Annotated in this window: 16 protein-coding genes; 7 read left to right on the plus strand and 9 right to left on the minus strand. The window is 72.9% G+C overall.

Going from position 1 to position 16,212, the window contains the following annotated elements; translation table 11 throughout:
- Positions 1 to 41: 41 nt before the first annotated feature.
- Genes E1294_RS33265 through E1294_RS33280 form a run of 4 tightly spaced genes read left to right on the plus strand, consistent with a single transcriptional unit; the run spans position 42 to position 5,160 of the window.
- Positions 42 to 1,625, plus strand: coding sequence for an ABC transporter substrate-binding protein (locus E1294_RS33265; protein WP_132514937.1), 1,584 nt, complete (start codon positions 42 to 44; stop codon positions 1,623 to 1,625).
- Positions 1,626 to 2,681, plus strand: coding sequence for an ABC transporter permease (locus E1294_RS33270; protein ID WP_246083463.1), 1,056 nt, complete (start codon positions 1,626 to 1,628; stop codon positions 2,679 to 2,681). It begins immediately after the preceding gene.
- Positions 2,681 to 4,486 (plus strand): dipeptide/oligopeptide/nickel ABC transporter permease/ATP-binding protein, encoded by a 1,806-nt coding sequence (locus E1294_RS33275; protein WP_132514938.1) that lies wholly within the window; start codon positions 2,681 to 2,683, stop codon positions 4,484 to 4,486. The genes E1294_RS33270 and E1294_RS33275 overlap by 1 nt, the downstream gene beginning before the upstream one ends.
- Positions 4,483 to 5,160, plus strand: a complete 678-nt coding sequence (locus E1294_RS33280) for an ABC transporter ATP-binding protein (RefSeq protein WP_132514939.1) — start codon at positions 4,483 to 4,485, stop codon at positions 5,158 to 5,160. Before E1294_RS33275 ends, E1294_RS33280 begins: the two co-directional genes overlap by 4 nt.
- Here the strand turns inward: E1294_RS33280 and menC are convergent.
- The 8 genes from menC to E1294_RS33320 all read right to left on the minus strand — a co-directional run bounded on the left by menC (position 5,150) and on the right by E1294_RS33320 (position 13,768).
- A complete protein-coding gene (gene menC / locus E1294_RS33285; RefSeq protein WP_181958593.1) occupies positions 5,150 to 6,250 on the minus strand; it encodes an o-succinylbenzoate synthase in 1,101 nt (366 codons plus the stop codon). The genes E1294_RS33280 and menC overlap by 11 nt on opposite strands.
- Complete coding sequence (locus E1294_RS33290; protein ID WP_132514940.1) at positions 6,247 to 7,020, minus strand: GNAT family N-acetyltransferase; 774 nt, start codon at positions 7,018 to 7,020, stop codon at positions 6,247 to 6,249. Before E1294_RS33290 ends, menC begins: the two co-directional genes overlap by 4 nt.
- Positions 7,021 to 7,319: 299 nt before the next feature.
- Positions 7,320 to 8,357 carry a M24 family metallopeptidase gene (locus E1294_RS33295; protein ID WP_246083464.1) on the minus strand — a complete coding sequence of 346 codons (1,038 nt, stop codon included), beginning with the start codon at positions 8,355 to 8,357 and terminating at the stop codon, positions 7,320 to 7,322.
- Positions 8,354 to 9,262 carry an ABC transporter ATP-binding protein gene (locus E1294_RS33300; RefSeq protein WP_132514941.1) on the minus strand — a complete coding sequence of 303 codons (909 nt, stop codon included), beginning with the start codon at positions 9,260 to 9,262 and terminating at the stop codon, positions 8,354 to 8,356. The genes E1294_RS33295 and E1294_RS33300 overlap by 4 nt, the downstream gene beginning before the upstream one ends.
- Positions 9,259 to 10,245 carry an ABC transporter ATP-binding protein gene (locus E1294_RS33305; protein WP_246083465.1) on the minus strand — a complete coding sequence of 329 codons (987 nt, stop codon included), beginning with the start codon at positions 10,243 to 10,245 and terminating at the stop codon, positions 9,259 to 9,261. Before E1294_RS33305 ends, E1294_RS33300 begins: the two co-directional genes overlap by 4 nt.
- Positions 10,242 to 11,117 (minus strand): ABC transporter permease, encoded by an 876-nt coding sequence (locus tag E1294_RS33310; RefSeq protein WP_246083466.1) that lies wholly within the window; start codon positions 11,115 to 11,117, stop codon positions 10,242 to 10,244. Before E1294_RS33310 ends, E1294_RS33305 begins: the two co-directional genes overlap by 4 nt.
- The gene (locus tag E1294_RS33315; protein WP_132514942.1) at positions 11,114 to 12,181 is read right to left on the minus strand and encodes an ABC transporter permease; all 1,068 of its coding nucleotides are present in this window, start codon (positions 12,179 to 12,181) and stop codon (positions 11,114 to 11,116) included. Before E1294_RS33315 ends, E1294_RS33310 begins: the two co-directional genes overlap by 4 nt.
- Positions 12,182 to 12,193: 12 nt before the next feature.
- Positions 12,194 to 13,768 carry an ABC transporter substrate-binding protein gene (locus E1294_RS33320; RefSeq protein ID WP_132514943.1) on the minus strand — a complete coding sequence of 525 codons (1,575 nt, stop codon included), beginning with the start codon at positions 13,766 to 13,768 and terminating at the stop codon, positions 12,194 to 12,196.
- A gap of 110 nt (positions 13,769 to 13,878) precedes the next feature.
- On the opposite strand from E1294_RS33320, the gene E1294_RS33325 reads away from it, so the two are divergent.
- Positions 13,879 to 14,508, plus strand: a complete 630-nt coding sequence (locus E1294_RS33325; protein ID WP_132514944.1) for an Lrp/AsnC family transcriptional regulator — start codon at positions 13,879 to 13,881, stop codon at positions 14,506 to 14,508.
- Between the two features lie 28 nt (positions 14,509 to 14,536).
- On the opposite strand, the gene E1294_RS33330 is transcribed toward E1294_RS33325, so the two are convergent.
- Positions 14,537 to 14,872 carry an avidin-fold protein gene (locus E1294_RS33330; protein WP_246083467.1) on the minus strand — a complete coding sequence of 112 codons (336 nt, stop codon included), beginning with the start codon at positions 14,870 to 14,872 and terminating at the stop codon, positions 14,537 to 14,539.
- Between the two features lie 246 nt (positions 14,873 to 15,118).
- On the opposite strand from E1294_RS33330, the gene E1294_RS33335 reads away from it, so the two are divergent.
- Both E1294_RS33335 and E1294_RS33340 read left to right on the plus strand, forming a co-directional pair.
- Positions 15,119 to 15,886, plus strand: coding sequence for a bestrophin-like domain (locus E1294_RS33335; RefSeq protein WP_165977604.1), 768 nt, complete (start codon positions 15,119 to 15,121; stop codon positions 15,884 to 15,886).
- A gap of 2 nt (positions 15,887 to 15,888) precedes the next feature.
- On the plus strand, positions 15,889 to 16,212 hold a 324-nt coding region (locus E1294_RS33340), incomplete at its 3' end, for a hypothetical protein (protein WP_220448065.1).

Consider the following 16,212-nt stretch of genomic DNA (forward strand, 5'->3'; position numbering starts at 1 on the left):
GGCGAAGGTGGTGCACACCCCCACGCTCGACGGGAGCCCTCATGAGAAAACCGGCAGCTGCGGCTCTCACCTCGCTCGCCCTGTTCGCGGCCGCCTGCGGAGGCGACGGTGGCGACGGCACCGGTGAGGGCGCGCCGGCCAGGGGCGGCACGTTCACCTACGCGATCTCGGCCGACCCCGGTGGCCTCGACCCCGCCATGGGCGTGCTCTCGATCACCAACACCACGCTCTCGCTCGCGTACGACACGCTCGTCACCGCCTCGGACGACGGCAAGATCGTGCCCAGGCTGGCCGAGAAGTGGGAGGTCAAGCCCGACAGCGCCACGTTCACCCTGCGCAAGGGCGTCACCTGCTCCGACGGCGCCCCGCTGACCGCCTCCGACGTCGCCGACAGTGTCAACCACATCACCGACCCCGCCACGAAGTCGCCCATCCACGGCGTGCTGGTGCCCACGGGGATGAAGGCCACCGCCGACGACGCGGCGGGCACGGTGACGCTGTCCATGCCGGAGCCGTTCAGCTTCATCCTGGAGAGTGCCCGGTCGCTGTTCATCGTGTGCGGCAAGGGCGTCGAGGACCGGTCGCTGCTGGCGCGCGGGACCTCCGGCTCCGGCCCGTACCAGCTGACCGAGGCGGTGCCCAGCGACCACTACACGTTCAAGGTGCGCAGGGAGTACGCCTGGGGCCCGGGCGGCGCGACCGCCGCCGACCTGCCCGAGACCGTCGTGCTCAAGGTCGTGCCGAATGAGCAGACCGCCGCGAACCTGCTCATCTCCGGCACCATCAACGGCGCGACCGTCTACGGCCCTGATCGCGCCCGCCTGGAGGCCACGCCCGGCGTCGTCAAGAAGGTCGTCCCGTTCAGCAACGGCCAGTACTTCTACCACCAGGGCGACGACAGGCCCGCGCACGACCCGGACGTGCGCAAGGCGCTCACCCAGGCCGTCAACCTCAAGGAGCTGGCCGGCATCGCCTCCAGCGGCACCGGCAGGCCGGCCACGGGGCTCGTCATGGAGCCGCGCCCCTGCAAGGGCGACTCGGTCACCGGGCACGTCCCCGCCCACGACGCCGCGGCCGCCGCGGCCGCCCTGGACGCGGCCGGCTGGAAGGCGGGGCCCGACGGGGTGCGGGCCAAGGACGGCAAGCGGCTGACGTTGCGGCTGATGTACGCCACCACGCGCGGGGCCGGGGTACAGGCCGCGGTGGAGTACCTGGGCGAGGCCTGGCGCAAGGCGGGGGCCGAGGTGAAGCTGAACGGCATCATCGACGCCAAGCTCTCGGAGTCGCTCAACGCCACCCAGGACTGGGACGTCGTCTGGCTCCCCATCGGGGTCACCCTGCCCTCCCAGCTCATAGGCTTCCTGTCCGGCCCGGCCGCGCCCAAGGGGGCCAACTTCGCCCACCTGGACAACAAGCGCTACGAGTCGCTCATCGCCGAGGCCGGGCTGCTGCCGTCGGCCGAGGGCTGCGACCAATGGCTGGCGGCGGAGTCCGCCCTGTTCGAGGCCGCCGACCTGGTGCCGGTGGTGGAGAACACGGTGTTGCACGCGGCCAAGGGGGCCACGTACGACATGCAGGCAGGGGAGTTCGTGCCCACCTCGATCAGGCTCACTCAGGGAGGCTGAGTGCGCGACAGCAGCGGGTTCGAGACGCCCGGGACCGTCACCGACCCGCCGCTCTCCCCGACCGGCCGCGCGCCTGAGGCGGCCCAGGGTGCGGCCAAGGGGGCGGCACGCCGCAGGGCACGGATCGCGGTGCGGCGGGCGGTGCGGTTCGCCGTGTCGCTGGCCGTGCTGCTGGCCGCCTCCTTCGCGATGATCCACCTCATCCCCGGCGACCCCGTGCGCACGGCGCTCGGACCGGCCGCGCCGGTGGAGCTGGTGGAGGCGCGCAGGGCGGCGCTCGGCCTGGACCGCCCGCTCCCGGAGCAGTTCGTGACCTACGTGACCAACGTCCTGTCCGGAGATTTCGGGACCTCGTTCATCACCAGCGAGCCCGTCGGCGAGGTCATCGCCGCCCGGCTCCCCAACACCCTGGCCCTCGCCCTCCTCGCCACCCTCCTCGCCCTGCTGGCGGGCGTCCCGCTCGGCATGTGGGCGGCCGTCCGCACCCAGAACGGCCGCAACCGCGGCTCCGAGCTGACGTTCGGCTCCGTCACCGGCACCGCCGTGGCCGTCCCCGAGTTCCTGTACGGGATCGGCCTCGTGTCCGTCTTCGCCATCGGCCTCGGCTGGTTCCCGCCCGCAGGCAAGGCAGGGCCGATCACGTACGTGCTGCCCGTCCTGGCCCTCGCGGCCGGCCCCGTCGCCATGATCGCCCGCATCGCCCGCGTGGAGACCCTGCGCGAGCTGGGCAAGGACTACGTGCGCCTGGCCAGGGCCAAACGCCTGCCCGCGCGCCGGTTGCACCTGCGGCACGTGCTGCCCAACACGCTCACCGCGACCCTGACCGTGTGCGGGCTGCTGCTGACCTCGCTCATCGCCGGCAGCGTGCTCGTCGAGTACGTCTTCGCCTGGCCGGGGCTCGGGCTGAAGATCGTCGAGTCGATCACGCAGAAGGACTACCCGGTCGCCCAGGGCGTGATCCTCGTCTACGGCGCGATCGTGCTGGTCGTGAACCTGGCCGTCGACCTCCTGCTCGGCGCTCTCGACCCCACCTCTGAGATCAGGGAGCAGTCCTGATGCCCGTCCGATGGAGCGGCCCCGCCGTGGCCGGAGCCGTGATCGTGGCGCTCATGGCGGCGCTCGCCGCCGCCGGCCCGATCGTCTGGGGCGAGGCCGCCGAGCGCATCGACGCCGGCGCCATCCTCCAGGGCGCCTCGGCCGAGCACCCGCTCGGCACCGACAACCTCGGCCGCGACCTGCTGGCCAGGGTGCTGGTGGCGGGCCGGTTCTCGCTGACGCTGGCGCTGGCCGCCACCCTCATCGGCGCCGTCTGCGGCATCCTGCTCGGCACGCTCCCGTCCGTGCTCCCCAGGCGCGCGGCCCGGCTGGCCACCGGCACGGTCAACGCGCTGGTGGCCTTCCCCGGGTTGCTGCTGGCCATGTTCACCGCGGTCGTCGCCGGCCTCGGCGCGCGCGGCGCGGTGCTCGGCATCGGCGTGGCCATCGCGCCGGGCTTCGCCCGGCTCACCCAGACGCTGGCCGCCACGGTCGCCGGCGCCGACTACGTCTCCGCCGCCCGTATGCTCGGCGTGCCCCGCCGCCGCATCCTCGCCCGGCACGTCCTGCCCAACATCGCCGAGCCGCTCATCCTCAACCTCACCCAGGCGCTCGGCGGCGCCCTGCTCGGCCTGGCCGGCATGTCGTTCCTGGGGCTCGGCGTGCAGCCGCCGTCGTTCGACTGGGGCCGGCTGCTGTTCGACGGGTTCTCCCGGATCTACGTGACGCCCGAGGTCGCGCTCGGCCCCGCGGCCGCCGTCGCGCTTGCCGGCATCGGCTTCAACCTGCTGGGGGACGCCCTGGCCAGAGCGGCCGCGCGCACGCCCGTACGGAAGGCCGAGGAGCCGCCGGCGCCGCCGCCCCAGCCGGGCGAGCCGGACCCCGGCGCCGTGCTGGACGTGCGGGACCTGACCGTCACTTTCCCCGGCGGTGCGACCCCCGTGCGGGGCCTGTCGCTGACCGTCGCGCCCGGCGAGGTCGTCGGCCTCGTGGGCGAGTCCGGCAGCGGCAAGAGCCTGACCGCGGCCGCCATCGGCGGGCTCGTCCCCTACCCGGGGAAGGTCACCTACGGCCGGCTGCACCTGGGCGGCAGGGACGTCGCCACGCTGTCGGACAAGGAGCTCGGCACCGCGCTCGCGATGGTCTTCCAGGACCCGCTCGCCGCGCTCAACCCCGCGCTCAAGGTCGGCGGCCAGCTCGCCGAGGTCGCCGTCGTACACGAGGGCGCGAGCCGGGCCGAGGCCCGCAGCCGCGCCGTCGACCGGCTCGGGCAGGTGCACCTGCCCGAGCCGGAACGGCGCGCCGAACAGCACCCGCACGAGTTGTCCGGCGGCATGCGGCAGCGCGCCGTGATCGCCATGGGTCTGATGGGCACGCCCCGCCTGATCATCGCCGACGAGCCCACCACCGCGCTCGACGTGACCGTGCAGCGGCAGATCCTGCGGCTGCTGCGCGAGGTCGTGGCCGAGACGGGCGCGGCCACGCTGTTCATCTCGCACGACATCGCCGTCGTGGGCCAGCTGTGCGACCGCGTCGTGGTCATGTACGCCGGCCGCGTCGTCGAGGAACTGCCCGCCGACCGGCTCGCCGAGGGCGCCGCGCACCCCTACACCAGGGCGCTGATCGCCTCCCTGCCCGACCTGGACACCGACAGGACCAGGCCGCTGGCCGGCATTCCCGGCACCCAGCCCGCGCCCGACCAGGTCGGCCCCGGCTGCGCCTTCGCCCCCCGATGTTCCCTGGCCACCGAGCGGTGCGCCACCGAACGCCCGGAACTCGTCGCGCACGGCCTCCGGCAGCGGGTCGCCTGCTGGGAGGTCTCGTGATCATCAAGAACCTGACCGTGCGGTTCGGCGGCTTCACCGCCGTCGACGACGTCACGCTGGAGATCCCCGACGGCCGCGTCGTCGGGCTCGTCGGCGAGTCGGGATCCGGCAAGTCGTCGCTGGCCAGGGCCGTCTGCGGGCTCGTGCCGTACACGGGGAGCGTCGAGGGCGCTCGCCGCGTGCAGATGGTGTTCCAGGACCCGTACGCGTCGCTGAACCCCCGCATGACCGTCGGCGACACGGTCGCGGAGGGCATCAAGGGCCGCGACCGTGACAACGAGGTGAAGCGGCTGCTCGAACTCGTGCGGCTGCCCGCGGAGGTGGCCGGCCGCTACCCGCGCGAGCTGTCCGGCGGGCAGCGGCAGCGCGTCGCGATCGCCCGCGCCCTCGGCGGCGACCCCGGCCTGCTGGTCGCCGACGAGATCACCAGCTCGCTCGACGTGTCGGTGCAGGGCGCGGTGCTCAACCTCGTCCGCGGGCTCCGCGACGAGCTGGGCCTGCCGATGTTGTTCATCTCGCACAACCTGGCCGTGGTCAGGTACGTCGCCGACGTGGTCGCCGTCATGCACCAGGGCCGGCTGGTCGAGGCGGGCCCCACCGAGCAGGTCGTCGGCGAGCCCGCGCACGACTACACGCGCGCCCTGCTGGCCGCGGTGCCCCGGCTCAGAGGCTGATCCACTCCGTGGCCGTGGTCACCTCGTCGAGCACGGCCGGGATCGGCTCGACGCCGAGACCCGGCCCGGCCGGTACCTCGAGGTGCCCGTCCACCAGCTCGAACGGTTCGGTGATGTCGGTCGCGTAGTAGCGGCGCGACCCCGAGGTGTCGCCCGGCAGGGTGAACCCGGGCAGCGCCGCCAGCGCCACGTTCGCCGCCCGGCCGAGCCCGGTCTCCAGCATGCCTCCGCACCACACCGCGACCCCGCCGGCCCGGCACAGGTCGTGGACGCGCCGCGCCTCCAGGTAGCCGCCGATCCGGCCGGGCTTGACGTTGATGATCGAGCACGAGCCGAGCGCGATCGCCGCCGCGGCGTGCTCGGCCGACTCGATCGACTCGTCCAGGCAGATCGGCGTCGTGAGCTGCTTGGCCAGCTTGGCGTGCTGCACCAGGTCGTCGTTGGCCAGCGGCTGCTCGATCAGCAGCAGGTCGAACGCGTCGAGCCGGGCCAGCCGCCGGGCGTCGGTCAGCGAGTAGGCGGCGTTCGCGTCGACCTGGAGCAGCACGTCGTCGCCGAACCTCTCGCGCACCGCCCTGACCGGCTCGACGTCCCAGCCGGGCTCGATCTTCAGCTTGATGCGGACGTACCCCTCGTCCAGGTAGCCCGCCACCGCGTCGAGGAGCTGCGGGATCGAGTCCATGATGCCGACCGACACCCCGCACGGCACCCGGGTGCGCGACGCGCCGAGGAACCGGCCGAACGACTCGCCCGCCGCCCTCAGCTGCGCGTCCAGCACCGCCGTCTCCACCGCGGCCTTGGCCATGCGGTGACCCTTGATCGGCTCCAGGGCGCGGGCCACGCCCTGCGCGTCGACGTTCGACGGCAACGCGGGCAGCAGGAAACGGCGGATCACCTCGGCCGCGCCGTCGACGTACTCGGAGGAATAGAGCGGCTCCGCCATCGCCACGCACTCGCCCCAGCCTTCGGCGTCCGGCGTCACGACCCTGACCAGCAGGACGTCGCGGGACGTCTCGGTGCCGAACGAGGTGCGGAACGGCGCCACCAGCGGCATCGCGATCCGGCGCAGTTCAACTCCAGTGATCTTCACGCTTGCTCCACAACGTAGTAGGACTTACCGCAGAACCCCGTGACCGTGCGGCCCTCCGCCATCAGGCCACCCAGCACCTCGCGTACGGCGAGCCGCCACGCCTTGGCCGTTCCCGGGTCGCTGGCGCGCAACCCCTCGATGTCGGCGGGAACGGCGACCAGCACGGCGCCCGCCCCCGCCTGCCCCTGTATCGGCCCCTGCACCGGCCTGCCGCCCTCGTCGGCCAGCGCGACCACCGCGCCGTCCGGTGCCGCGCTCTCGCCGGGCTCGCGCCGGGCCAGCGCCTCCACATGCGGCGCGGTCAGCGGCCACACCGCGAGCAGCCGGTCGGACTCGTCGCCCTGGTTGATCGCGTCGCCCATGACGCCGTAGAAGCGTGGAAGGTACTCCTGGGGCCGCGCGCCCAGCTTCACCAGGTTGAAGTGGGCGTTGCGGCGCACGAGCGGATCGTAGGTCCAGGTGATGCGCTCGATCCCGCGCTCCAGGGCCCAGCGGCGCTGGTGCTGCTTGAGCTCGAACCCGGCGCCGCGCCGCGTCGTGCCGGTGACGTGCGAGTGCAGCGCGCCGCCCGCCGCGAGGAACCCGACAGAGCCGCCCACCACCCGGTCGCCCTCGAAGGCGCCGGCGACGTAGCCGCCCGCGTGCGACAGCGCCCGCATCAGCTCCATCGTGATGGGCGGGTCGCCGGGCCCGAAGTGCCAGATGTCCTCGAACAGGTCGTTGACCTGCTCGATCTCCGCCATCTCGTGGAGTTCCCTGACCTCGATCAACCTGCCGCTCCTCCTCGTGGGACGCGTTCACTGGCGACGGTATGCCATGGTGCGCCCGCCGGATTCGTGCCCGGCCACCAAGAGGAAGGCGGTCCTTCGTCGAGCTGCCCTAGCGGGCGCGCTCGAACCCGCCTGTATCGTCGTACGCGAACTCGCCCGGACCGGACGGCCGCCATGGATCCGCTCGGGCCCCGCCGTCGCGGTCTGGGGTTTCCCGGGTGGAAGGGGGCGCCCCGACTCGCTCGTGACCTCGTGACAGGGCTCGCTCGTGACAGGGCTCGCTCGTGACAGGGGCGGTCTCACCGGTCCAGCACGGTCAAGGAGTGCGGGCTCGTGCCCAGCGCCAGCGGCCCGCCGTCCGAGCAGGCCACCACGTCCGCCACCCGTGCCCCGAACAGGTCGGGCACGTAGATGGCCGGCTCCAGGCAGAACGTCATCCCCGCCGCCAGCACGGTGTCCTCGTCCGGACGCGGCCCCTCGTCGTGCCCCAGCCCGATGCCCCGCCCGGCGTGCGCCGCCGCGAACCGCCCGTACCCGCTGCCGTCGATCACCTCGCCGACCGCCCTGGACACCGCGGCCACCGGGACGCCGGGGCGCATCACCGACAGGCCCGCCCGGTGCGCGGCGGCCACCACCGAGTACATCGCCTCGAAGTCCTCCGGCGGCTCCGCCACCGCGAACACCCTGGCGACCTCCGCGCAGTAGCCGTCCCACCGCCCGCACACCGCAACCAGCAGCGCGTCCCCGGGGTTGATCACCCGCTCGCCCGGCGCGTGCTCGGGTCGTGCCGTGTTCTCGCCCGCCGCCACCCGCAGCGACAACACCTCCTCGCAGCCCGACTCCACCAGCAGCAGCCGCAGCCGGCGGGCCATCGCCCGCTCGCCGGCCCCGAACCAGGCCAGCTCCCGCGCCTGCCCCAGCACCTCTTCCGCGGCCGCCACCGCGCGCGCGACGGCCTCGATCTCGTACGGCTCCTTGCGCAACCGCAGCGGCGCCAGCACGGCGGAGGCGGGCACCAGTTCGGCCTCGACGGCGAGCCAGAACAGCTCGCGCACCCGCATCTCCGGGTCCACGCCGACCCGCCGCGCTCCCTCGGGCACCAGCCGGGCAGGCTCGGCGGTCTCGGCGACGGCGTCGCCGGTCACCACCAGGTACGGCCCCTCCCGGCCGCCGAGGAACCGGAAGTCCGGAGACGGCCGCAACACCAGGGCGTCAACCCCGGCGCCGGCCATGGCCTCCCGCACGGCCACCACCCGCCCGCCCGCGCGGCTTGTCTCGCCTCCGCCCGCCCGCGCCGCGGGCAGGGCGTCCGGCGTGGCGTCCGGCAGGGGCGTCACCGTGGCTCGTGCAGCCAGCAGGCCACCGGGCCGAATTCCGGCTCCTTGCCGCGGCACACGTCCATCACGTGCGGGCAGCGCGGATGGAACCGGCACCCCTGCGGCGGGTTTACCGGATCGGGCACGTCGCCGGGCAGCTCCACCGGCAGCACTCCCATCCCGTCCGGCTTCGGGATGGCCTGCAGCAGCGCCTTCGTGTACGGGTGCCGCGGATCCGCCCACACCTCCGCCGTGTCGCCCACCTCGACGATCCTGCCCAGGTACATGACGGCGATCCGGTCGGCGATCAGCCGCACCACGGACAGGTCGTGGCTGATGAACAGCAGTCCCGCGCCCGCGTCCACGGCCAGATCCCGCATCAGCCTGGCCACCTGCGACTGTGCGGAGGCGTCCAGGGCGGAGATGGGCTCGTCACCGATCAGCAGCCGCGGCCGGGCGGCCAGCGCCCTGGCGATGGCGATGCGCTGCCGCTGACCGCCCGAGAACTCGTGCGGGTGCCGGCCCGCGAACTCGCGCGGCAGCCCGACCCGTTCCAGCAGGTCGGCGGGCGAGGTGACGGTGTCCCGCGCGGTGCGCAGCCCGTCGGCGACCTGGTCGCCGACCCGTCGGCGCGGGTTCAGCGACGCGTACGGGTCCTGGAACACCATCTGGATCCCGGTCAGCTTCCTGCGCCGCAGCCCGAGCGGGGCGACCGGCTGCCCGTCGAACGTGATCGAGCCGGCGGTGACCGGGTTGAGCCCGCAGACGGCGCGGGCCAGCGTCGACTTGCCGCACCCCGACTCACCGACCAGCCCGACGACCTCGCCGGCGCCGACGGTCAGGTTCGCCCCCGCCACGGCCCGCACCGCGGGACGGCCGGGGGAGCGGTGCTCGACGACCAGATCGTCCACGGCCAGCAGGCTCATCGTTCTCCCTCCTCGCCCGTACCGGACCCGCCCGCACGAGGAGCGGTCGCACTGGAACCGGTCGTACGGGGAGCGGTCGCACTGGAACCGGTCGTACGGGGAGCGGTCGCACTGGACCCTGTCGTACGGGGAGCGGGCCTGCCGGGGTCGGGCGCGCTGGGATCGGCGGTACCGGGGGCGGGCCCGCCCGCGTCCGGCAGGGAGCCGAGCAGTGCGCGCGTGTAGGCGTGGGCCGGTTCCCGCAGCACCCGGCCGCGCGGCCCCGACTCCACGACCAGGCCGTCCTTCATCACGCTCACCTCGTCCGCCACCGCCGACATCACCCCCAGATCGTGCGTGACCAGCAGCACGGCCAGCCCCAGTTCGTCGCAGAGCCCGCGCAGCAGCCGCAGCACCCCCGCCTGCACGGTCACGTCCAGCGCCGTCGTCGGCTCGTCGGCGATCAGCACCTTCGGCGAGCAGGCCAGCGCGATGGCGATCGCGATGCGCTGCCGCATCCCGCCGGAGAACTGGTGCGGAAACCGCGCGTACGCCTCCGCTGGACCGGGAATGCGCACCTTGCCGAGCAGCTCCACCGCCCGCTCCCTCGCCTCGGCCCTGCCCAGGCGAAGGTGGTGCCGCATGTGCTCGGTGAGCTGCCTGCCGACGGTCAGCATCGGGTGCAGGCTGGTCGTCGGGTCCTGGAAGACCATGGCGACCTCGCCGCCGCGCACCCGGTTCAGCTCCTTGGCCGGCAGCGCCAGCAGGTCGCGCTCACCGAGCCGGACCGTGCCCGACGCCCGGGCGCCGTGCGGCAGCAAGCCCAGCACGGCCAGCCCGGTCATGGTCTTGCCCGAGCCGCTCTCCCCGGCCAGCCCGTGCACCCGGCCGGCCGCCAGCCTGAGGTCGACGCCGCGCAGGATCTCCTTGCCGCCGATCGACACCTTCAGTCCGCTGATGTCCAGGTCGCTGTGTTGCCGTGTTCCCTCGCCGCGCTCGCTCAAAGGGCACGCTCCTTGATAGCGCGGGCGGTCCGGGGGTCGAGTGCGTCCCGCAGCGTGTCACCCAGGAAGTTGAACGCCAGCACCACGGTCAAGATCGCCAGTCCGGGGAACGTCGCCACCCACCAGCTGTCGAACACCTCCACGCCCGAGGCCACCATCGCCCCCCACTCGGGGGACGGCGGCTTGGCGCCCAGGCCGAGGAACGACAACCCCGACAGCAGCAGCAGGGCGGTGCCGATGTCGAGCGTGGCCAGCACCAGGACGGGCCCTGTCACGTTCGGCAGGACGTCCACCCGCAGAGAGCGCCACACCGGGAAGCCCAGCAGCCGCCCGCTCAGCACGAACTCCCGCTCCCGGATCCCCAGCACCAGCCCGCGCGTCACCCGGGCGTAGGCGGGCCAGGCCACGACCAGCACGGCCAGCACCGCGTTGCCGAGGCTCGCGCCCAGGGCGGCGGCCACCACCATGGCCAGGATCACGGTCGGGAACGCGAACACCAGGTCCGCCAGCCGCATGATCGTCTCATCCACCCACCTGCCGAAATATCCGGCACACGCCCCGAGCAGCCCGCCGATCAGCACCGACAGCGCCACCAACAGCAGCGTCAGCGGTATCGACACCCGCGCCCCGTGCAGGACACGGCTCAGGATGTCGCGCCCGAGCTGGTCGGTGCCGAACCAGTGCCCGGGGCCGGGAGCGGCCAGGCGCGGCAGGTCCTGGGCCAGCGGATCGTGCGGCGCCAGCGCGGGCGCGGCCAGCGCGATCACGATCCAGGCCACGGCCAGCACGGCGCCGACCACGGCCAGCGGCTGCCGCCACGCCTCGGGGAGCCGCCTGAGCAGGCCTCTGCGGGCCAGGGGGTCCCGTGTCACTGGAGCCTCACTCGGGGGTCGATGACGCCGTACAGGACGTCCACGATCAGGTTGATGACCAGGTAGACGACGCCCACGACCAGGCCGACGCCCATGACGGCGGGCAGGTCGAGCGTGGTGGCGCTCTTGTAGGCGTACTGCCCGATGCCGGGCCAGGCGAAGATCGCCTCGACCAGTACGGTGCCGGACAGCAGGCTGCCGAAGGCCAGGCCCGCCACGGTGATGATGGGCACCAGCGCCGAACGCAGCACGTACCGGAAGAGGATCGTCCGCCCTGGCAGGCCCTTGGCGCGGGCGGCCCGCACGTAGTCCTGCCCGAGCACCTCCAGCACCGCCGAGCGGGTGAACCGGGTGAGCAGCCCGATCGTGTACAGGGCCAGCACGAGGGCGGGCGTGACCAGGTGGCCGGCGGCCGAGGAGAAGATGTCCCACCGGCCGGCCAGCAGCGCGTCCACCGTCTGCAGCCCCGTCACGGGCGGGGCCGGGCCGAGCGCCGCGTCCACCCGGCCGCTGCCCGGGGTGAGCTGCAGCCGGTAGAAGAACACGTAGAACGCCACCAGCGCCAGCCAGAACGTCGGGACGGAGATGCCGACCAGGCTGAGCACCCGCAGCGCGTGATCGGGCAGCCGGTCCCTGCGCAGGGCGGCGACCACACCGAACGCCACGCCGAGCACCAGGGAGACCAGGATGGCCGCCCCGGCCAGCTCCAGCGTGGCGGGCACGTACTCGGCGAGGTCCTGGGCGACCGGGCGGTGGCTCTGCTGGCTGGTGCCCAGGTCACCCTGGGCCAGTCCCTGGAGGTGGATCAGGTACTGCTGCCAGAGCGGCTTGTCCAGCCCGTGCTCGGCCCGCCACTGCGCGACGATGGCGGGGTCGCCGAGCGCCCGCTGGCCGAGGTTCGCGGCCACGGGGTCGCCGGGCACCAGGTTGGTCAGCACGAAGGTCACCAGCGTGATCCCCCAGGCCATGAGCACGGCCAGGAGGAGGCGCCGGATCAGGAACCGGGCCAGCGGATGCGCGGCGCGCCGCGGTCGCGGGGCGGGCGGACCCTCCTTTTTCGGCACCTGCCCGGCCCCTTACTTCACGCCGAGGTCGGCGATGTCGACCGTCCACACGGGGTGGTAGTCCAGGCCCGTCACCGACCCGGCCGTCACGATGTTCTGGCTGGGCTGGATCAGCGGGATGAACGGCCCGGAGGCGTTGAGCTTGGTCTGCACGTCGGCGAAGGCATCCTTGCGGGCGTCGTCCCCGATCGCCGCGGCCGCCTTCTCCCCGGCCTCCTCGATCTCCTTGGCCGCCCCGGGCTTCCAGCCGGCCCGCAGCCCCACCGTCTTGCCCGGCAGGAACGCCAGGTAGTCACTGGGGTCGGGGTAGTCAGGCCCCCAGTACCACAGGCCCATCTCCTCCTTGCCGTTGCGGTAGTTGTCCAGCGCCGTGCTGACCGGCGCGGGCTGGAGGTCCACCGTGATGCCGACCTCCTTGAGGTTGGCCTGGATGCGCTCGGCCAGCGGCTGGAACGACAGGCCGTTCACGGTCAGCTCGGTCGGGTACTCCAGCTTCACGGTCGGGTTCGACAACCCGCCGGCCGCCAGCGCCGCCTTGGCGCCCGCGACGTCCCGCTCGGCGCCCTGGTCGGCGGGCAGCGCGCCGAGCAGCTGCGACGGGATGACCCCCGGAGCCCGCGTCGAGCCCTCGCCGGCCAGCTCCAGCAGCCCCGCGTAGTCCACGCCCTTGCGCACCGCCTCCACGAACTTGGGGTTCGTGGTCGTCCTGCTGATCGCGGAGTCCTGGTTGGCCAGCAGGAAGATGACGTTCGCCGAGGCGGTCTTCTTCACCTGCAGGGCCGGGGGCATGCCGGTGACCTGGTCACCCGACAGGTTCAGCGCGACCTGGCTGTCGCCGCGCTGCACGTTCAGCTTCTGGGTGGCGGCCTCGACGTTGCGGATGACGACCTTGTCGTAGGCGGGTTTGGCGCCGTGGTACTTCGTGTTCGACGTGAGCACCACCTGGCTGCTGACGTCGAACGACTCGATCCGGTACGGGCCCGAACCGGCCGAGTTCGCGTTCAGGTACCGCTCGGCCTTGTCCTGGGCGTCGGCGGTCGCGCCGTGCTGCTTGGCGACCTTGCTGTTGATGATGCCGAGCGCCGGGTTCGGCAGGATGTACGGCAGGGCCGGGTTCGGCGCCTTCGACGTCAGCGTGATCGTCGAGTCGCCGGTCTTGGCCACCTCGACGCCGTCCAGCAGGAACGACGGCGTACCCTTCATGTCACGCACCCGCGTCAGCGAGAACACCACGTCGTCGGCCGTCACCGGCGAGCCGTCGGCGAAGGTGGCGCCCTGCTTGAGCTCGAGCGTCAGCGTCTTGCCGTCCTCGGCCAGCTCGTACGACTCGGCGAGGGCGGGCACCGGCTTGGTCACGTCGGCGCCGTCGAACGTGAGGAGGGTCTCATAGACCGCCTTGCCGACGATGAGCCCGGTCGGCTCGTACGTGCGGCCGGGGTCGGCCGTCTTGAGGTCGAAGGACGTGTCGATGACGAGGGTCCTGCCGCCGCCGGAGGCGGGGGGCTGGGACGTGCCGCCGCTTCCGCAGGCGGCGAGGGCGAGTGCACCGGCGAGCAGCACAGCCGCCGTCTGCGAGCGGGTCGCCATGTAGGTCCTCCATGATTGGACGTTCAGCAAGGGGATGCCGAGGATTGTCCGGCAGAACGTCCAGGCACCGTGCGGCCAGCAAGACGTATATAAAGGTCGATGAGGTAATGATGAGTGAAATTTCCAGAAATGGTGTCGGCGACGGCGGTCAGGCTGGACGGATCGGCATCGGCCTCGAACTGGACGACGTCCATCTGAAGATCCTTGAGGTCCTGCGCGAGAACGGCAGGATCTCGGTCGCGGCCCTGGCCGAGCGGGTGGGCATCTCCCGGGCGAACGCCTACACCCGCTTCGAGGCGCTGCGCGCCGACGGCGCGATCAAGCGGTTCACGGCCGAGATCGACCACGTGCGGGCCGGGCTCGGCATCACGGCGCTGATCTTCGTGACCGTGCGCCAGCAGATGTGGAAGCAGTTCAGGGCCGAGCTGGCCAGGATGCCGCAGGTGGAATACTGCGCGATCACCACCGGCCAGCACGACGCGATGATCCAGGTACGGGTGTCCGACGTGGCCGAGGTGCACACCATGGTGACCGACCGGCTGGCGAACATCCCGGCGGTGAAGGCGACCGAGACCGTGTTCATCCTGGACGAGGTGCTCAGGCGGCCGTACGTGCTGCCCAGCGACCGGGCCAGGCCGGCGCGGCGGCCGGCCCAGGAGACGCAGGGGGAGGTGCCGCTCGGCAAGATGCGCTTCGTCGGCGCCTCGGAGGGCCGCGCCACCCTCCGCAAGGAGGGCTGAGCAGCCGCCGGCCCGCGTGGCGAGGGGGTCAGGACACTTCGGCGCACACGCTCACGTGCACGGTGTCGTCTCCCTCGAACGTGAACTCCTCCACCAGGCGCAGCCGCCCGTCGTCCCCTGCCTCGACGCGGCTGCTGCTGTGCCCGCCCGCCTTGCCCCCGGCCTTCAGGGCGTGCGCGTAACTGATCGACACCAGGTCGCCGTCCCGCGTGCCGACGAAGCGCCCGTGGGTCACGGTGTCGCCGGAGTAGTGGCCCCACACCACCCCGTCCGCCTCCCAGTACTGGAACTCCGTGGGACTGTCCGGGTCGACGTCGCTCGCCGTCGAGCTCACCATCACGAATTTGCGGCCGTTGAGATTCACGCCCCCATGCTCCCCGCAAGCCCCGAAATATCAGCCTCTCGTTGGACATATGGAGAGGAAGTCCCCTCGGTGATCGGCAATCCGTCCAGCCGGCACCGGTGCGGCGGCCCGTACGGCGGGCAGTTCGGCTGACCCCGCCGCGGGCGTGGAGCATGCCGGGACTTTGCCGATCACCGCCTGCCGCCATCGTCGCCCTATGTGATAGTAATGTCGCACTGGGTAATCGACAGGGCTCGGGAGATCCTCATGGTGGCTTACACACTCTCCATCCTGGCGGCGGTGGGCGCCGTGGCGCTCACCGCGCTGGTGTTCAGGCGGGTCAGGGCGGCGGGGGAGGACCGTGACCCCAGCGGCCCCTCCGCCGCCCACGCGGGGGCGATGTTGTCGGCCATGTTCCTGCTGGTGTTCGCCATCGCGATCATCGTGCCGTGGACCACGGCCGACGCCGCCAGGCTCAACACTCACGCCGAGAGCCAGGCCGCGGTCGACGCCTACTGGTCCGCCGGCGAGCTGCCGGGCACGGCGCCCCAGGAGGTGCGCAAGGCTCTGCACGACTACGTCACGTTCGTGGTCAGGGACGAGTGGCCGCTCATGGCCGAGGGCGCGATGGACCCGGTCGGCGGCGCCAGGATGGACCAGCTGCGCGGCGCGGTCCACGCCATCGAGGTGGCGGGCGACCAGGAGTCCGACGCCAAGGCGGCCGTGCTCGACCACGTCAGAAGCATCGCCGCCGCGCGCGCCCAGCGCACCGCCGACGCCGCCGCGACACCTCCCGACGGGCTGCTGATCCTGACGATCCTCACCGGGGCGCTCGTCGTCGTCTTCCCGTTCCTCGCCGGGGCACGGCCGCGCGGCCTGGCCATCCTGCCACTGCTGGCGACCGCGGGGCTGCTCGGCTTCGGCACCTATCTCACCTGGGACATCGCGCACGTCTTCGCCGGGCCGCTGGCCGTCGGCCCCGAGGCGTTCACGGGGGCGCTGCAGGAGTTCACGCGGATCGCCGGAGGGCTGTGACCGTGGCCTTCAGGCGCGCTCCGCTGCTGCTCGCCGCCGCCCTGCTCGTGGCCGGCGTCACCGGCGCCGACGTGAGCGGCGCGGCGGCCGACCGGGCGCCGTGGCCGGGCCCGGCGCCGCGGGTGACCGTACGCGCCCCCGTGCCCCCGAAAGGCGTCACCGCCAGGCCGGGACGCGTGACCGTGCCCAAGGTGTCGGTGCGGCGCCGGCCCGTCCCGAAAGTGTCGATCTCCGTGCCGCCCCGCCAGCGGCGGGCCACACCCCAGGTGGCGCTGCCCGGGGTGACGGTCTACCGCGACGGGTTGTGCACGGGCGGGGTGCGGGTG

Source organism: Nonomuraea diastatica (assembly GCF_004349015.1).
GTDB lineage: Bacteria > Actinomycetota > Actinomycetes > Streptosporangiales > Streptosporangiaceae > Nonomuraea > Nonomuraea diastatica.